Source organism: Prevotella dentalis DSM 3688, from assembly GCF_000242335.1.
In the GTDB taxonomy this organism is placed as follows: domain Bacteria; phylum Bacteroidota; class Bacteroidia; order Bacteroidales; family Bacteroidaceae; genus Prevotella; species Prevotella seregens.
This window is the reverse complement of the sequence record NC_019960.1, coordinates 515,867-530,055: the sequence shown is the minus strand read 5'-3', so window position 1 is coordinate 530,055 and position 14,189 is coordinate 515,867. Positions and strand designations below refer to the sequence as shown.

Sequence of the window (14,189 nt, the reverse complement as noted above, 5' to 3'; positions counted from 1 at the left end):
TTCCCGTATTTTCCATTTTTAAGTTTATTTTTTTGAAAAATCGGCAAAAGTGTAGACGCACCGCCATGACTATGGGCAAAAGATTTCGTAACTTTGTCTGCAAAGACTAAAACAAGCCAAAATCATGAAACGCAAACTTGCAATGACGGCCGCATGGGCCCTGTGCACGGCCGTGGGCGCCCAGACCACGGTCAACTTGAAACTCTCCTCTCCCCTGGCGCGGCAGGATGCACCCGTCGTGCTCCGGCTGGCCCCCTACGGCGACGTGCGCTCGGCCGTGGTCACGGTAGACGGGCATGAGACGCCCTGCCAGATAGACGACCTCGACCAAGACGGCACCAATGATGAGTTGAGTTTCCTTGTAGGCTTCGACAAACGGCAGGTGCGACGGGCCGCAGTGACGCTCCATGCCGAGGGCGAGCCACGCCAATATCCGGCGCGCACCTATGCCGAGATAGTGTTGCGCAACCCTAAAGTGACCGAGAAGAACAAGCACGACATCTACCTCTCCTCCATCACCATAGACCGGCGCACGGCCAATCCCTACAACGTGCTCCACCATCACGGGGTGGCTTTCGAGAACGAACTCATCGCCATGCGCATCTACATGGACAAGCGGCAAACCCTTGATCTTTATGGAAAATTCCGCAAACGGCTGGAGCTTGAAGCCACGCAGTTCTACACCTCCAAGGCACAAAAGGCCGAGGGCTACGGCGACGACGTGCTGTGGGTGGGCAACACTTTCGGGCTGGGTGCCCTGCGCGGATGGGACGGCAAGGAGCCCACACTGCTCGACCAAGTGGCCCGCCGCACGCAGCGCATCGTGGCACAAGGCCCCGTGCGCACCATCGTGGAGGTGGAAGATGGGGGCTGGACCATCGTGCCGGGCACCCGGCCGGTGAACATGACGCTGCGCTACACGCTCTATGCCGGGCACCGCGACATGGAGGTGGACGCCACTTTCAACCGCGATCTGGACGGGCAGGAGCTGTCGACAGGCATCATCAACGTGAAAAACTCCACGGAATATACCGACCACGACGGCCTGCGCGGCTGCTGGGGCACCGACTGGCCCTCCACCGACACGCTGAACTGGAAACGCGAGACGGTGGGGCTGGGCATCTATGTGCCGCGGGATTATCGCGTGCGCGAGCTGCCCGCCGACAAGGACAACTATGGATTCGTGGTGAAGCCCGTGGGCCGACACCTGCACTACGGCCTGGCCTACACCAGCGACAAAGAGGACTTCGGCTGTCACTCGGCACAGGAGTGGACTGCCTTTCTGAAAGAATGGAAACGGGAAACAGAACATCCCGTTACCGTGGAAAAGGAGTAACGGGAGATGGCAGAACGGCCGCCGCGTCAACGGAAGGCAAGAAAGGGGTCAGTCCACGGCGTGGGTGAGTACGAAATCGCCGTTCAGCTCATAGTCCACCTCGACGCGGCGGGGATGTTTCAAGTCCTCCACCACCACCCGTCCCTGCGCTGCGGGCACGAACGACAGGAGGCGCATCTCGAAATATTGCAGGTTTTCGCGGCCCAGTAGCTTGTACACCGTTTCCTTGGCACTCCAGTTAATGAGCTGGTAGGCAAGGCTGTCGCCATCTTCGTCGGGCCGGATAAAACGGTTTCTGACCCGACTCACCCGATCCGAAAAGAACTCAATGTCTACGGCAACTGCCTTGCTGCGCGACTGAATCAAGGCTGCCCAGCCGCGCGTGTGGCTGATGCTAATGTTCCAGCCGTCGACCAGCGGCCGGCCCGTCTCGTCGTGGTCAATCACCAAGTCGGCCCGGCCCGTCATCTCGCGCAGCAGGGCATAGGCCGTGAGCCGCTCGCGCAAGCGGCTGGCCGAGTGGTAGCGCGACAGGTCTTCGGGCGGCACGGGCAGTGCGGCGGCATCCTCCGTCATCTGCCACAAACCCAGACGGGCATCGGCTCCAAGCTGTTGCAGTCGTATCAAGGGCATGGTATGGAATCCTCGGGCACGCTCAGCCCACCGTCACTTTCACCCGGCTGATGCGCCGTCCTTCCACGGCCATCACCTCGAAAGTGTAGTTCTTGTACTCTATTTTCTCGTGAATGCTCAGAAAATCACCCTTAAGTTCCAGCAGCAATCCGGCCAGCGAATCGGCATCGCCCTCCACTTCGGCAAACTCTTCATCGTCGATTTGAAGTATCTTGCAGAAGTCGCTCAGCAGCGTCTTGCCCTCGAAAAGGTAGGTGTTGTAGCTCAACTTGGAGTAGGTTTTCTCGTCTTCGTCGTACTCATCGTTGATTTCGCCCACGATTTCCTCGAGTATATCCTCCATCGTCACCAGTCCGCTGGTGCCGCCAAACTCGTCGACGACGATGGCCATGTGCACCTTGTTGCTCTGGAACTCGCGCAGCAGGTCGTCTATTTTCTTGGTCTCGGGCACGAAATAAGGCGGTCGGATGAGGCTCTGCCAGCGGAAACCGCCACCCTTGGACAAGTGGGGCAACAGGTCTTTGATATACAGCACGCCACGAATATGGTCGTCGTTTTCTTGATAAACAGGGATGCGGCTGTAGTTGTTATCCACGATACACTTCAGCACATCCTGATAACTGCTATGAATTTCTATGCCCACAATGTCCTGTCGGCTGGTCATCACCTCCTTGGCCGTCTCGTCGCCGAAGCGGATGATGCCCTGCAACATGCTCTGTTCGTCCTTGATGTCTTCCTTGTCGGTGAGTTCGAGGGCCTGCTCCAGGTCGTCCACGCTGAGCTGTCGGTTCTCCCGGGGCACGGCCTTCTCGGCAATGACGCCACTCTTGATGAGCACCGTCTCGAGCGGCCAGAACAATCTTCGGAAGAAGAGCACGCCGCCGATGGCGCGCCGGCAGAACTTCAACGGGTCCTGACGACCGTAGACCTTGGGCATAATCTCGCCGAAAAGCAGAAGCAGGAACGTGAGCAACACCGTGATGCAAAGGAACTCCAGCCACTCCACTTTGAAGTGAACCAGATGCCCGAAGATGTAGTTGCAGAGCATGATGATGGTCACATTCACGAAGTTGTTGGTGATAAGGATGGTGGCCAGCGTGCGCTCGGAGTCGTCGCGGAGCTGCTGAATGCGCGCGTCGCGGGCATCCTTGCTGGGGTTTAGGTCGTCGATGTCCTGGGGCGAAAGGCTGAAAAAGGCAATCTCCGAGCCGCTGGCGAAGCCGGACAGCAAAAGCAGAAAAGCAGCCAAAAGGGCTGCCACGACGATGCCTACGGTCAAGGGCTGGAACTCCACCCACTCTCCGGCCTGTTGTAAAGCTGAAATATCCAATGTTGTCAGTGTGAGATTTAGAAAGGCAGACCGCCGTCGTCGGGCGTTTCGGCCGCCGTCGGGGCTGCTGTGCCGGGCATGGACACCGGCTGGGAGCCGTCGGATGAGGGACGGGAACCGTTGCTCGTAGGACGGTTAGGGTCGGTTGCAGGACGGGTTTTCGGCGTGAGCATTTCCATGTTTTCCACCAGAATTTCGGTCACGTAGCGGCGCTTGCCCTGCGGATCATCGTAAGTGCTGTAACGCAGACGACCCTCTATGTAGAGTTTGTCGCCCTTGTGGACGTACTGTTCCACGATTTTGGCCAGCTGACGATAGAACAGCAGGTTGTGCCAATCGGTGTGATCGGGCACCTGCGTGCCGTTCTTCAGCGTGTATCCTCGCTCTGTAGTGGCGAGTGAGAGCTTGGCCACGGCCTGGTCGGCATCGTAGTAACGCACGTCGGGCTCCTTGCCCACGTTGCCTATCAGCATCACCTTGTTCATCGCCGCAGCCTTACTTCCACATGCCCAGATACTTGAACCGGAAGTTCTTGCCCTTGGCCGAGGGGAATTGGCTGCGGGTATCCACCCGGTCACGCAGGTGTTCCACAATGCGATTGTAGCAGTCTTGTCCAGAGTTGGCCTTGCAGCGGGCCACGAAATGCGTGTCGCGATACTCGTGCTTGCCCGTCGAAGGAACCATCACCACCCGTTTGAAGTCAAGGTCGCCCTCGTACCAACCGGCGCGTTCTTCGACCAAGCGTGCCATCTGATTGTCGGCGGCACTGCGCCTGTCCTGCCCATTGCCGTTGCCCGAAGCGCGCAGACCCTTTTTCTGCTTGAAGTCAAGCATGGTGGCAGCCACCGTCTTGATGACGATGAAATACACATGAGCACGCACTTTGTACCTCTTGGGAAAGAAGACTTCACTGGCAGCATAGTCGCGAATATCGGCCTCTAGATCGGGAGTGACGGCTATCTCTTGGATGGATCTCAGAAAATCAATGGCTTCGTCAGCATTGGAAACAAGTGTTTCCTTATCGAAATATCTTAAATATAAGTTCATGGATGGCGATGTTGCTCTAATAGAAAAACGAGCGGCAAACGAGACTCGAACTCGCGACCCCGACCTTGGCAAGGTCGTGCTCTACCAACTGAGCTATTGCCGCACACCAGAATTACAAGTGAAGAGGAGGAGACTCGAACTCCCACGACACAATTGTCACTACCCCCTCAAAGTAGCGCGTCTACCAATTCCGCCACCTCTCCAGCATGTAAATACTTTGAATAATGTGCCCAGAACAGGACTCGAACCTGCACGTCGTTAAACACACGCACCTGAAACGTGCGCGTCTACCAATTCCGCCACCTGGGCATGAAGGGTTCCCGACCCATCGTTGGTTTATTCAAAGTGTGGAGCGGCAAACGAGACTCGAACTCGCGACCCCGACCTTGGCAAGGTCGTGCTCTACCAACTGAGCTATTGCCGCATGGATTCTGTTTCCAGAAGCATTTCCCTAAATGCGGTTGCAAAGGTACGACTTTTTTTCTTTCTCGCAAACTTTTGGGCGGCTTTTTTTCTATAAAACGCCATTTAATCTTTACACCTTATTAATATAAGAGGGCCCTCGGACGGGCCGACGGCCTCCTGCGCCCACGACATGTGCCGACGGGCAGCCGGCCGTCGGGCTAATCCATGCGCGAGCGATAGTCGGCATAGGTATATTCGCGCAGCCACTCCAACTCACCATTCTCGCGGGCCAGCCCAATGGCGGGATGGGAAATGCCGTTGAACATGTTGGTCTTAACGGTGGTATAGTGCAGCATGTCCTCGAATATCACGTTCTCGCCCACCTGCAGTTCGTGGTCGAAAACCCAGTAGCCCATGAAGTCTCCGCTCAGGCAAGAGTTGCCGCCCAAGCGGTAAACGTGGTCGCCATGACAGCCCCGAAGCAGTCCGTCGGTATCGGATTCGACGGTGCGTGCGCCCCTTACAGCCGGCCAGTAAGGCATCTCAAGGCAGTCGGGCATGTGGCAAGTGAAGCTCACGTTGAGGATGGCCGTGCGGATGCCCTTGTCCTCCACCACGTCGACCACTTGACTCACCAAGGGCCCCGTCTGCCAGCCAAAAGCGCTACCCGGCTCAAGGATGACATGCAGATGGGGGTGGCGGCCGTGAAACTCGCGCAGGGTGCGAACCAGCAAGGGCACGTCGTAGTCGCGGCGAGTCATGAGATGACCGCCTCCGAAATTCACCCAGCGCACCTGCGACAGCCACGGGGCGAAGTGTTCTTCGATGTGTGCAAGCGTGCGTGCAAATACGTCGGCTCCACTCTCGCAGTGGCAATGGCAGTGCAGTCCGTCGATATAACCGGGCAGTCGGACGGGCAGCTTGTCGGCTGTTACGCCGAAACGCGAACCCGGTGCGCAGGGATTGTAGAGCAGCGTCTCCACCTCGCTGTATTCAGGATTGACGCGCAGCCCCAGGCTGATGTCGCCGTTGACGGCGAGCGTACGACGCGCATACCGTTCCATCTGCGTGAGCGAATTGAACGTCAAATGACTGGAGCAGCGGGCTATGTCGTCTATCTCGTCGTCGGTATAGGCCGGTGAGAACGTGTGCGTGGGACTGCCAAACTCCTCGAACCCCAGCCGGGCCTCGCCGAGCGAACTGGCCGTGGTGGCACGGATATACTCGCGGAAAATAGGAAACGTCTTCCACAGCGCGTAGGCCTTGAAAGCCAGGATAATCTCCACGTCGGCCTCGCGGGCCACGCGCGATATGAGCGTAAGATTGCTGCGGAGCCTCGTCTCTTCCAGAATGTATGCCGGTCGGCGGAGCCCCTCAAAGCTGTCCAGATTTACCTTCATTTTGTCTGTCTTTTCATGCAAAGTTAGGTTTTATTTTCCAATAATATTGCGGATTCAAAGGAAAATTCCTACATTTGCACACGAAAACGGCATAGGCGGCGCGCGACGTCAGCGACGAAAGATATCAACGATGAAATTGATAATCATGACCAAATCCACATTCTTTGTGGAGGAAGACAAAATACTCACGACTCTCTTTGACGAGGGAATGGACAGCCTGCACCTGTACAAGCCGGGGTCATCGCCTCTTTATGCAGAGCGTCTGCTCTCCCTGATACCCGAGGATTACTACCGCAGAATCAGCGTCCACGGCCATTACTACCTCAAAGGCGAGTACAAACTCGGCGGCATTCACTTGGACAATGCCGCGGAAGACGTGCCACAGGGCTACAAAGGTGACGTGAGCCGCACGTGCACCAACCTGTCACAACTCAAAACAATGAAGAAAAAATCGAAGTATGTGTTCCTGAAAAACATCTTCGACTGCATTGAATTTCCCGACGAAAAATCCAACTTCACCCTGCGTCAGCTCGAAGAAGCCTCGGCGCAGAGCCTCATCGACCGCCACGTCTACGCACTGGGCGGCATGGGCATCGACAACATCGGCGTGGCCCGGCAGCTGGGTTTCGGCGGCATAGTGGTCTGCGGCGACCTGTGGAACCAGTTCAACATCCACAACCAAGCCGATTTCAAGGACCTCATCAGCCACTTCGGGAGGTTGCGCCGCGCCGTCTACTGAGGCACCGCAGCCGCCAAAACCAACACCCCCAACGACCATTAACACAACACCATAAATCATAACGCTGAACGAAATGAGTGAAAACAGCTCTTTTTTGGTCTTCTCGGGCACGAGCACGAGATACCTTGCAGAGAAAATCTGCGCCAGTCTGGGTTGTCCTTTAGGCAACTTGGTGGTCACCAAGTTCTCAGATGGCGAGTTCGCCGTGTCCTACGAGGAGTCTATCCGCGGCCGCGATGTCTTTCTGGTACAAAGCACTTTCCCCAACTCCGACAACCTGATGGAGCTGCTGCTGATGATTGATGCCGCCAAGCGCGCCTCGGCACGCAACATCATTGCCGTCGTTCCTTATTTCGGATGGGCCCGTCAAGACCGCAAGGACAAGCCCCGCGTGAGCATCGGCGCCAAGCTCGTGGCCGACCTTTTGAGCGTGGCAGGCATCGACCGCCTCATCACCATGGACCTCCATGCCGACCAGATTCAAGGCTTCTTCAACGTGCCCGTGGACCACCTCTACGCCTCGGGCGTCATCCTGCCCTACCTGCAAGGCCTACACCTCGAAGACCTCGTCGTAGCCTCGCCAGACGTTGGCGGCTCCAAGCGCGCCAACACTTATGCCAAGTATCTGGGCTGCCCGCTCGTGCTCTGCAACAAGACACGTGCCCGCGCCAACGTGGTGGACAGCATGCAGATCATCGGTGAGGTGAAGGGCAAGAACGTGGTCATCGTGGACGACATGGTCGACACGGCCGGCACCATCACCAAGGCCGCCGACATCATGACGGCCGCCGGCGCCCTGAGCGTGCGTGCATGCGCCTCCCATTGCGTCATGAGCGGCCCGGCCAGCGACCGCGTGCAGGACTCGGCCCTGCAGGAAATCGTCTTCACAGACTCCATTCCTTACACCCACCGCTGCTCCAAAGTGAAGCAGCTGAGCGTGGCCGACATGTTTGCCGAGACCATCCGCCGCGTGGTGAACAACGAGAGCATCTCGTCGCAATATCTGGTGTAGACTCGCCGCAGTCCTCGCCATCCCGCACATCCCGGGCAGCCATCGCGTTGCCCGGGATGTGCCGTTCTGGCGGATGCCGGCCGACATGGCCATGCGTCCGACCCGTAGCGGCCGTGCGACGACGGCGCAAAGGCGGGACGATTGCGCCGTAACGGCAACGCGACTACACCGTAACGGCAATGCGATTACGGCGCAAAGAAAATGCGGCTGCACCGTGGCGGCTCGCCGGCAACACCGCCGCATGCCTCAGACGGGCCTTTGCAGCCCTATTCACGCCACGGCAAACGTAGCGGCGGGCCCTCTCCATCGAAGAGAGGGCCCGCTGCAAGGGTATGGCGGTCGGCCATCAGCCAAAATTGTCGTACATAATACTGTCGCTTTCCACACCCAGCGAATCCAGATAGTCGGTGACGGTCTTGATGAGCATGGGGGGGCCGCAGAGATAATATTCGCAGTCTTCGGGGGCCTCGTGGTCCTTGAGATAGGTGTCGCGAATGCAGTTCACGGCAAAGCCTGTGTAGTAGTTCACGCCGGCGGCATCGGCCTTGGGGTCCTGGCGGTCGAGCGAGAGGTGGAAGTGGAAATTGGGGAACTCGCGCTCCAACTCCCAGAAGTCTTCCAGGAAGAAAGCCTCGCCCAGCGCACGCGCCCCGTAAAAGAAGTGCATCTCACGGTCTGTGGTGTGGAGCGTCTTGGTCATGTGCATAATCTGCGCACGCAGGGGCGCCATGCCGGCACCGCCGCCAATCCATACCATCTCGCGCTTGGAATCGAAGTGCGGATGGAAATCGCCGTAGGGTCCGCTCATCATTACCTTGTCGCCTGGCTTGAGCGAGAAGATGTAGGAAGAGCCGATGCCTGTGGGTACATTCTGGAATCCCACCTGCGGCCGAGGCAGGAACGGCGTGGAAGCGATGCGCACCGTGAGGGTGATGATGTCGCCCTCGGCCGGGTAGTTGGCCATGGAGTAGGCGCGGACGGTAGGCTCCGGGTTGTGGGCCTTGAGCGAAAAGAGGTTGAACTGCTTCCACGGGCCGATGTAATCTTCGCCGATGAGTTCCTTGTCGAAGTCGCGGTCGTAGTCGATGGTGTCGTAGGCCGGAATCTTAATCTGCGCATACGAGCCCGGCACGAAGTCCATGTGCTCGCCCGGCGGCAGGGCCACCTTGAACTCCTTGATAAACGAAGACACGTTCTTGTTGGAGATGACGGTGCACTCCCACTCCTTCACACCGAGTATCGACTCGTCGATCTTGATCTTGAAATCGCCCTTTACCTTGCACTGGCAACCCAGCCGCCAGTGGTCCTTAATCTGCTTGCGCGAGAAGTGTGGCTTCTCCGAGTCGAGAATTTCTCCGCCTCCCTCGAGCACCTGCACCTTGCACTGGCCGCAGCTGGCCTTGCCGCCGCAGGCCGAAGGAAGGAAGATGCCGTTGGCATTGAGCGTGGACATGAGGCTCTCGCCCTGGGCCACCTCCAGCTCTTTATCACCGTTGATGGTGATGGTGACGTTGCCGCTGGGACTAAGATACTTCTTGGCCACCAGCAGAATGATGACCAGCAGGAGTATCACGACGAGGAATACCCCCACACTGCTCAATATAAAAGTTGTGTTCATACCTTGTTGTTAAATTTTAAGTCCCGAGAAACACATCATGGCCATGGCCATGAGTCCCACGGTAATAAAAGTGATGCCCAGTCCCTGCAACGGCTTGGGCACGTCGCTGTACTGCATTTTCTCGCGGATGGCACCCATGGCTACGATAGCCAGCATCCAGCCGAGGCCGGAGCCGAAAGCATAGACCACGGCATCCCACACCGAACCGATGTACTGCGTGCTCGAGGGATCCATGTTGATGCGCTGCTGCATAAAGAGCGAAGCACCCATGATAGCGCAGTTCACGGCTATGAGCGGCAGGAAGATGCCCAGCGAGCTATAGAGTGACGGGGAGTAGCGTTCGACCACCATTTCCACGATTTGCACCATGCCAGCAATGACTGCAATGAACAGGATGAAGCTGAGATAGGACAGCCCCAAAGGGTCGAGCACGCAGGTCTGCAGCAGGTAATCCACGGGCACTGTAACCACCAGCACAAAGGTGACGGCGGCTCCAAGGCCCAGCGAAGTCATCACATTCTTCGACACGGCAAGGAAAGAACACATGCCCAGAAAGAAGGCGAATATCATGTTGTCCACAAAAATGGACCTGAAGAAAAGACTAATGAGATGTTCCATGACGATTACTTGTTATCTTCTTCTTTGTAAAAAAAGGCACGGTGCACCCAGATGACGCAGCCCAACAGGATGAGGGCCATGGCCGGCATGGTCATCATTCCGTTGTTCATATAGCCCAGATCGTACAGGGCATCGGGCACCACCTTGAAGCCCAGCAACGTGCCACGGCCCACCAACTCGCGCACAAAGCCCACGACAACCAGTATCATGGCATAGCCGAGACCGTTGCCAATGCCGTCGAGGAAGCTGGGCCACGGCTTGTTCATCATGGCAAAAGCCTCCAGCCGACCCATGAGAATGCAGTTGGTGATGATGAGACCCACGTAGACAGACAGCTGCACGCTCACGTCATAAGCAAAGGCTTTGAGCACCTGGCTCACGATAGTCACCAACGCTGCCACCACCACGAGCTGCACAATGATACGGATACGCATGGGGATGGTGTTGCGGATAAGGGAGATGATGACGTTGGAGAATGCCGTGATCACCGTCACGGCCAGACCCATCACGATGGCAGGTTTGAGCTGCGAGGTGACGGCCAGTGCCGAACAGATGCCGAGCACCTGGACGAGAATGGGGTTGTCCAGGTTGAGCGGATTGCCCAACACCTCCTTATTCTGTTTTGAAAATAGTGCCATAATCTTTATTTGTCGTTTAAGAAGTTCATGTATTTGCCCAAACATTCCTTGAGCATGTCAGTCACTCCATTGGAAGTGAGCGTGGCTCCAGTGACTGCATCGACCTGCGTGGAGGCGTCGTCCACTTTCTTGACCACCGAGAGGGCGATGCCGCTGCGGTCGGTACCATGGAACAGCTTCTTGCCCCGGAACTGCTCCTGCCAGGCCTGGCTGTCCTTGATTTCGGCTCCCAGTCCGGCCGTCTCGCCCTCGTGGTTGAAATAGGCACCGTAGACGGTGGCCTTGTCATCGTTGAGTGCAATGTATCCGCTGATGGGGCCCCACAGGCCCATGCCGTAAACGGGGATGACATACTTGGTCTTTCCGTCCACCCGGCAGAGGTAGAGAGCCAGCCGCCCAGCCTTGTAGTCGGCCGAGTTGAGCTTGAATCCGGCCGAGGTTCCGCCCTGCGCGCCTGGCTGCGTCACCTTGCCTGAGGCATCGATAACCTCGTCGGCCACGACTACCTCCTTGTATTTGGCAGCGGCGGAAGCATCGTCGAGGTTGCGAATGTTGAGTGAATAGAGTATCTGCTTCTGCTTGTCGAGGGCCACATTGGCGTCCTGCATAGGCTTGAGCGCCTGGAAGACGAATGCCAACAGGAAAGCCACGATGACCACCAGCACGGCAGAATAGATGATGGTATAGGAATTGGAATTTGTTTTCATGCCTTATAAATTCATGCGATGTACACCTTATTATTATATCATCCGCCACTTATTGACGGCTCGCACGCCTGGCACGCTTCGAGATGTTGGACTGAACGACGCAGAAATCAATCAGCGGCGCAAACATGTTGCCGAAGAAGATGGCCAGCATCATGCCCTCGGGATAGCCCGGATTCATGACACGAACAATGATGGCCAGCGCGCCGACGAAGAATCCGTAGACGTATTTGCCGGTCTCGGTGCGCGCCGAAGTCACGGGGTCGGTGGCCATGAACACGGCACCGAAACAGAAACCTCCAAGCACCAAATGCTCGTACCAGGGAGTCTGCGTGGAGCCGGCGGCCGTGAAAACAAGGGCCATGACAATGCCGCCCACGAAGACACTAAGCATGGTTTTCCAGCTGGCGATGCCGGTCCAAAGCAGAATCACCGCCCCAATGGCAATGGCAATGACCGAGGTCTCGCCGATGGAGCCGGGGATGAAGCCCATGACCATGTCGGCCAAACTGGCATCGGGCACGATGCCCTGCCCTATCTCGCCGAGCGGCGTGGCGGCCGTGAAGCCGTCGGGCAGGTCATAACCCAGTCCCAGGATGCCGTGCTGGCAGATCCATACCTTGTCGCCCGTCATCTGGCTGGGATAGGAAAAGAAGAGGAACATGCGGGCGGCGACAGCCACATTAAACACGTTCATGCCCGTCCCGCCAAAGATTTCCTTGGCAAAAATCACGGCAAAGGCCACGGCCAGAGCCAGCATCCACAACGGAATGTTGACGGGAACTATCAGCGGAATGATAATGCCCGAGACCAGAAAACCCTCCTGTATCTCTTCGTGTTTCCACTGGGCCCAGGCAAATTCGATGCCCAGACCGACGATGTAGCTCACCAGAATCTTGGGCAGCACGGCCAGAAAACCGTAGCAGAGCATCGGCAAAAAGCCGGTCTGCGCCAGCTGACCGGCAGCCAGGGCGTTTTGATAGCCCACGTTGTACATGCCGAAGAGCATGGCCGGAACCAGCGCAATGACCACAAAACTCATGATGCGCTTCGAGTCGATGGCATCGTGGATGCTGGCTCCGGTGGCCGATGTGGCATTGGGCACAAAGAGGAAGCTCTCGAAACCCTCGAAAACACTCCGGAAAGCATGGAGCCGACCTCCATCCTCGAAGTGGGGTTTGATGCCCTCAAAATATTTCTTTAATGCACTCATTTTGCAATTTGGATTACTTCTGTTATAGTTAACGGATGGCCAGGTTCAGGTGTTCTCCTTGCGGAGTGTATCGAGACCTGCCCTCACAATCTGCTGGAGCGGCAGCTTCGAGGAGTCCACGAACTCGGCCAGAGCGAAGTCTTCGGGGCTCACTTCATAGATGCCGAGCTGCTCTTGCTTGTCTATATCGCCGGCGATGATGGCCTTTATCAGATATTCGCCATAGATGTCCATGGGCAACACACGGTCGTACTCGCCGCTCATAATCAGGTGACGTTCGCCGCCCTTGATGCGGGCGTCGAGGTCGTAGGCCTTGCTCTTGCCCTGAAGCCAGGAGAAATAGCTGCGCGACACCGAGAAATCGTTGGTGCGTGGGAGTATCCATCCCAGCATCTCGTCGCGGTCGTCGCCCTCGGGAATGACCGTCACCTCTGAGGTGTGAGCCCCCAGATAGCCGTCGATGCCGGTCTTGCGGCCCGTGAGCGGATTGCCGTTGAGAATGCGTACATGCCCTGCAGAGACCACGCGTCCGGCCAAAAGGTCGGCCAGCGGCGTGCCCACCAGCACGTCGGCATACACAGGCTCGCTGATGCAGCTGCCGGCAATGGCCACCGTGCGACGCAGGTCTACACGGCCGGTGAGGAACAGACGGCCGAAGAAAATGACCGCCGTGGGATCCACTGTCCACACCACTTCGCCCTTGTTGACGGGTGCAACGTGGTTGACCTGCACGCCTACATTGCCGGCGGGGCAAGGCCCGTCGAACACGTGGAGCTCGGCATTCTTCACACCCGTGAGGGCCGGGGCCGACTGCCGCGCGCCAATACCCAAATACACGGGAGCCATGCGCGAGAGGGCTGTGATGCCCACTTGGAATGCCTCTTCGTTGCCTTGGAGTTCAAACTCGAAGTCGCCGGCCAGCGGCATGTCGCGCAGAGCCGAGACGAAGACGGCCTTGGGCGTGGTGTCGGGCGTGGCCGAGACAGCATAAGGCAGCTGGCCAATATAGCCGAAGAGGCCCGCATCGAGCAACGCCTGGCGGACGCCCTCGCCGTCAAGCGCGCCGGCATCCATGCGCCCAAAGTCGTGCGCCTCCTGCTGTGCGTCGGCCTTGACCTTGACGCAAAGCACCTTGCGACGCTCGCCCCGCACCACGGACACAACCGTTCCGCTCACGGGAGAGGCAAACTTCACCTCGGGGCATGCCTTGTTCAGGAACAGAGCCTCGCCGGCCAAGACGTGGTCGCCCTCCTTGACGGCCACCTTCGGGGTGACGCCGACAAAGTCTTCGGGCATCAATGCGTACTCCGCAGAGCACGCTATCTCCACCTTTTTTTCCGCGGCCCTGCCTTTCAGGTTAATGTCTAAGCCCTTTCGCAACTTAATTACATTTGCCATAGAAATCTATAATTGTTAGTTGATAATGTGACATTTTAATGGCATGCGCATCAGTAATCACCCTGTGAAACATTCAAATTCTTGTAATTCCCTGCATG

General features: G+C 57.4%; 14 protein-coding genes and 4 tRNA genes. 3 read left to right on the top strand and 15 right to left on the bottom strand.

From position 1 onward, the window contains the following. The first annotated feature begins 124 nt into the window (after positions 1-124). A complete protein-coding gene (locus PREDE_RS02130) occupies positions 125-1,336 on the top strand; it encodes a DUF4861 domain-containing protein (RefSeq protein ID WP_005843777.1) in 1,212 nt (403 codons plus the stop codon). A 48-nt stretch (positions 1,337-1,384) separates the two neighbouring features. On the opposite strand, the gene PREDE_RS02125 is transcribed toward PREDE_RS02130, so the two are convergent. From PREDE_RS02125 to nspC, 9 genes are all read right to left on the bottom strand, one after another. After that, complete coding sequence (locus PREDE_RS02125) at positions 1,385-1,969, bottom strand: 4'-phosphopantetheinyl transferase family protein (RefSeq protein ID WP_005843779.1); 585 nt, start codon at positions 1,967-1,969, stop codon at positions 1,385-1,387. A gap of 22 nt (positions 1,970-1,991) precedes the next feature. Further along, positions 1,992-3,299 carry a gliding motility-associated protein GldE gene (gldE, locus tag PREDE_RS02120; RefSeq protein ID WP_005843781.1) on the bottom strand — a complete coding sequence of 436 codons (1,308 nt, stop codon included), beginning with the start codon at positions 3,297-3,299 and terminating at the stop codon, positions 1,992-1,994. Between the two features lie 17 nt (positions 3,300-3,316). Continuing rightward, positions 3,317-3,784: a single-stranded DNA-binding protein gene (locus tag PREDE_RS02115; RefSeq protein WP_005843783.1), complete on the bottom strand. Its 468-nt coding sequence runs from the start codon at positions 3,782-3,784 to the stop codon at positions 3,317-3,319. A gap of 10 nt (positions 3,785-3,794) precedes the next feature. Continuing rightward, positions 3,795-4,346: a hypothetical protein gene (locus PREDE_RS02110; RefSeq protein ID WP_005843786.1), complete on the bottom strand. Its 552-nt coding sequence runs from the start codon at positions 4,344-4,346 to the stop codon at positions 3,795-3,797. A 30-nt stretch (positions 4,347-4,376) separates the two neighbouring features. Beyond that, positions 4,377-4,449: transfer RNA gene (locus tag PREDE_RS02105), tRNA-Gly, on the bottom strand. Between the two features lie 16 nt (positions 4,450-4,465). Continuing rightward, positions 4,466-4,549, bottom strand: a tRNA-Leu gene (locus tag PREDE_RS02100). Between the two features lie 24 nt (positions 4,550-4,573). Next, positions 4,574-4,655: transfer RNA gene (locus tag PREDE_RS02095), tRNA-Leu, on the bottom strand. 39 nt (positions 4,656-4,694) lie between these two features. Beyond that, positions 4,695-4,770: transfer RNA gene (locus tag PREDE_RS02090), tRNA-Gly, on the bottom strand. 199 nt (positions 4,771-4,969) lie between these two features. After that, the gene (gene nspC / locus PREDE_RS02085) at positions 4,970-6,151 is read right to left on the bottom strand and encodes a carboxynorspermidine decarboxylase (protein ID WP_174264880.1); all 1,182 of its coding nucleotides are present in this window, start codon (positions 6,149-6,151) and stop codon (positions 4,970-4,972) included. A gap of 130 nt (positions 6,152-6,281) precedes the next feature. Between nspC and PREDE_RS02080 the strand changes: the two genes are divergently transcribed. Together PREDE_RS02080 and PREDE_RS02075 are read left to right on the top strand one after the other, a co-directional pair. Beyond that, the gene (locus tag PREDE_RS02080; protein ID WP_005843789.1) at positions 6,282-6,890 is read left to right on the top strand and encodes a beta/alpha barrel domain-containing protein; all 609 of its coding nucleotides are present in this window, start codon (positions 6,282-6,284) and stop codon (positions 6,888-6,890) included. A 73-nt stretch (positions 6,891-6,963) separates the two neighbouring features. Then, a complete protein-coding gene (locus tag PREDE_RS02075; protein WP_005843791.1) occupies positions 6,964-7,902 on the top strand; it encodes a ribose-phosphate pyrophosphokinase in 939 nt (312 codons plus the stop codon). A gap of 346 nt (positions 7,903-8,248) precedes the next feature. Here PREDE_RS02075 and nqrF read toward each other — a convergent pair whose 3' ends face one another. From nqrF to PREDE_RS02045, 6 genes are read right to left on the bottom strand one after another with little or no spacing between them, the layout of a single operon-like run. Further along, positions 8,249-9,520 (bottom strand): NADH:ubiquinone reductase (Na(+)-transporting) subunit F, encoded by a 1,272-nt coding sequence (nqrF, locus tag PREDE_RS02070; protein WP_005843795.1) that lies wholly within the window; start codon positions 9,518-9,520, stop codon positions 8,249-8,251. 9 nt (positions 9,521-9,529) lie between these two features. Further along, positions 9,530-10,138 carry an NADH:ubiquinone reductase (Na(+)-transporting) subunit E gene (gene nqrE, locus PREDE_RS02065; protein ID WP_005843797.1) on the bottom strand — a complete coding sequence of 203 codons (609 nt, stop codon included), beginning with the start codon at positions 10,136-10,138 and terminating at the stop codon, positions 9,530-9,532. Between the two features lie 5 nt (positions 10,139-10,143). Beyond that, complete coding sequence (locus PREDE_RS02060; protein WP_015298385.1) at positions 10,144-10,776, bottom strand: NADH:ubiquinone reductase (Na(+)-transporting) subunit D; 633 nt, start codon at positions 10,774-10,776, stop codon at positions 10,144-10,146. Positions 10,777-10,781: 5 nt separating this feature from the next. Then, a complete protein-coding gene (nqrC, locus tag PREDE_RS02055) occupies positions 10,782-11,483 on the bottom strand; it encodes an NADH:ubiquinone reductase (Na(+)-transporting) subunit C (RefSeq protein WP_005843801.1) in 702 nt (233 codons plus the stop codon). A gap of 49 nt (positions 11,484-11,532) precedes the next feature. Further along, complete coding sequence (locus PREDE_RS02050; protein WP_005843803.1) at positions 11,533-12,693, bottom strand: NADH:ubiquinone reductase (Na(+)-transporting) subunit B; 1,161 nt, start codon at positions 12,691-12,693, stop codon at positions 11,533-11,535. Positions 12,694-12,738: 45 nt separating this feature from the next. Further along, positions 12,739-14,091, bottom strand: a complete 1,353-nt coding sequence (locus PREDE_RS02045; RefSeq protein WP_005843804.1) for a Na(+)-translocating NADH-quinone reductase subunit A — start codon at positions 14,089-14,091, stop codon at positions 12,739-12,741. Positions 14,092-14,189 lie beyond the last annotated feature (98 nt).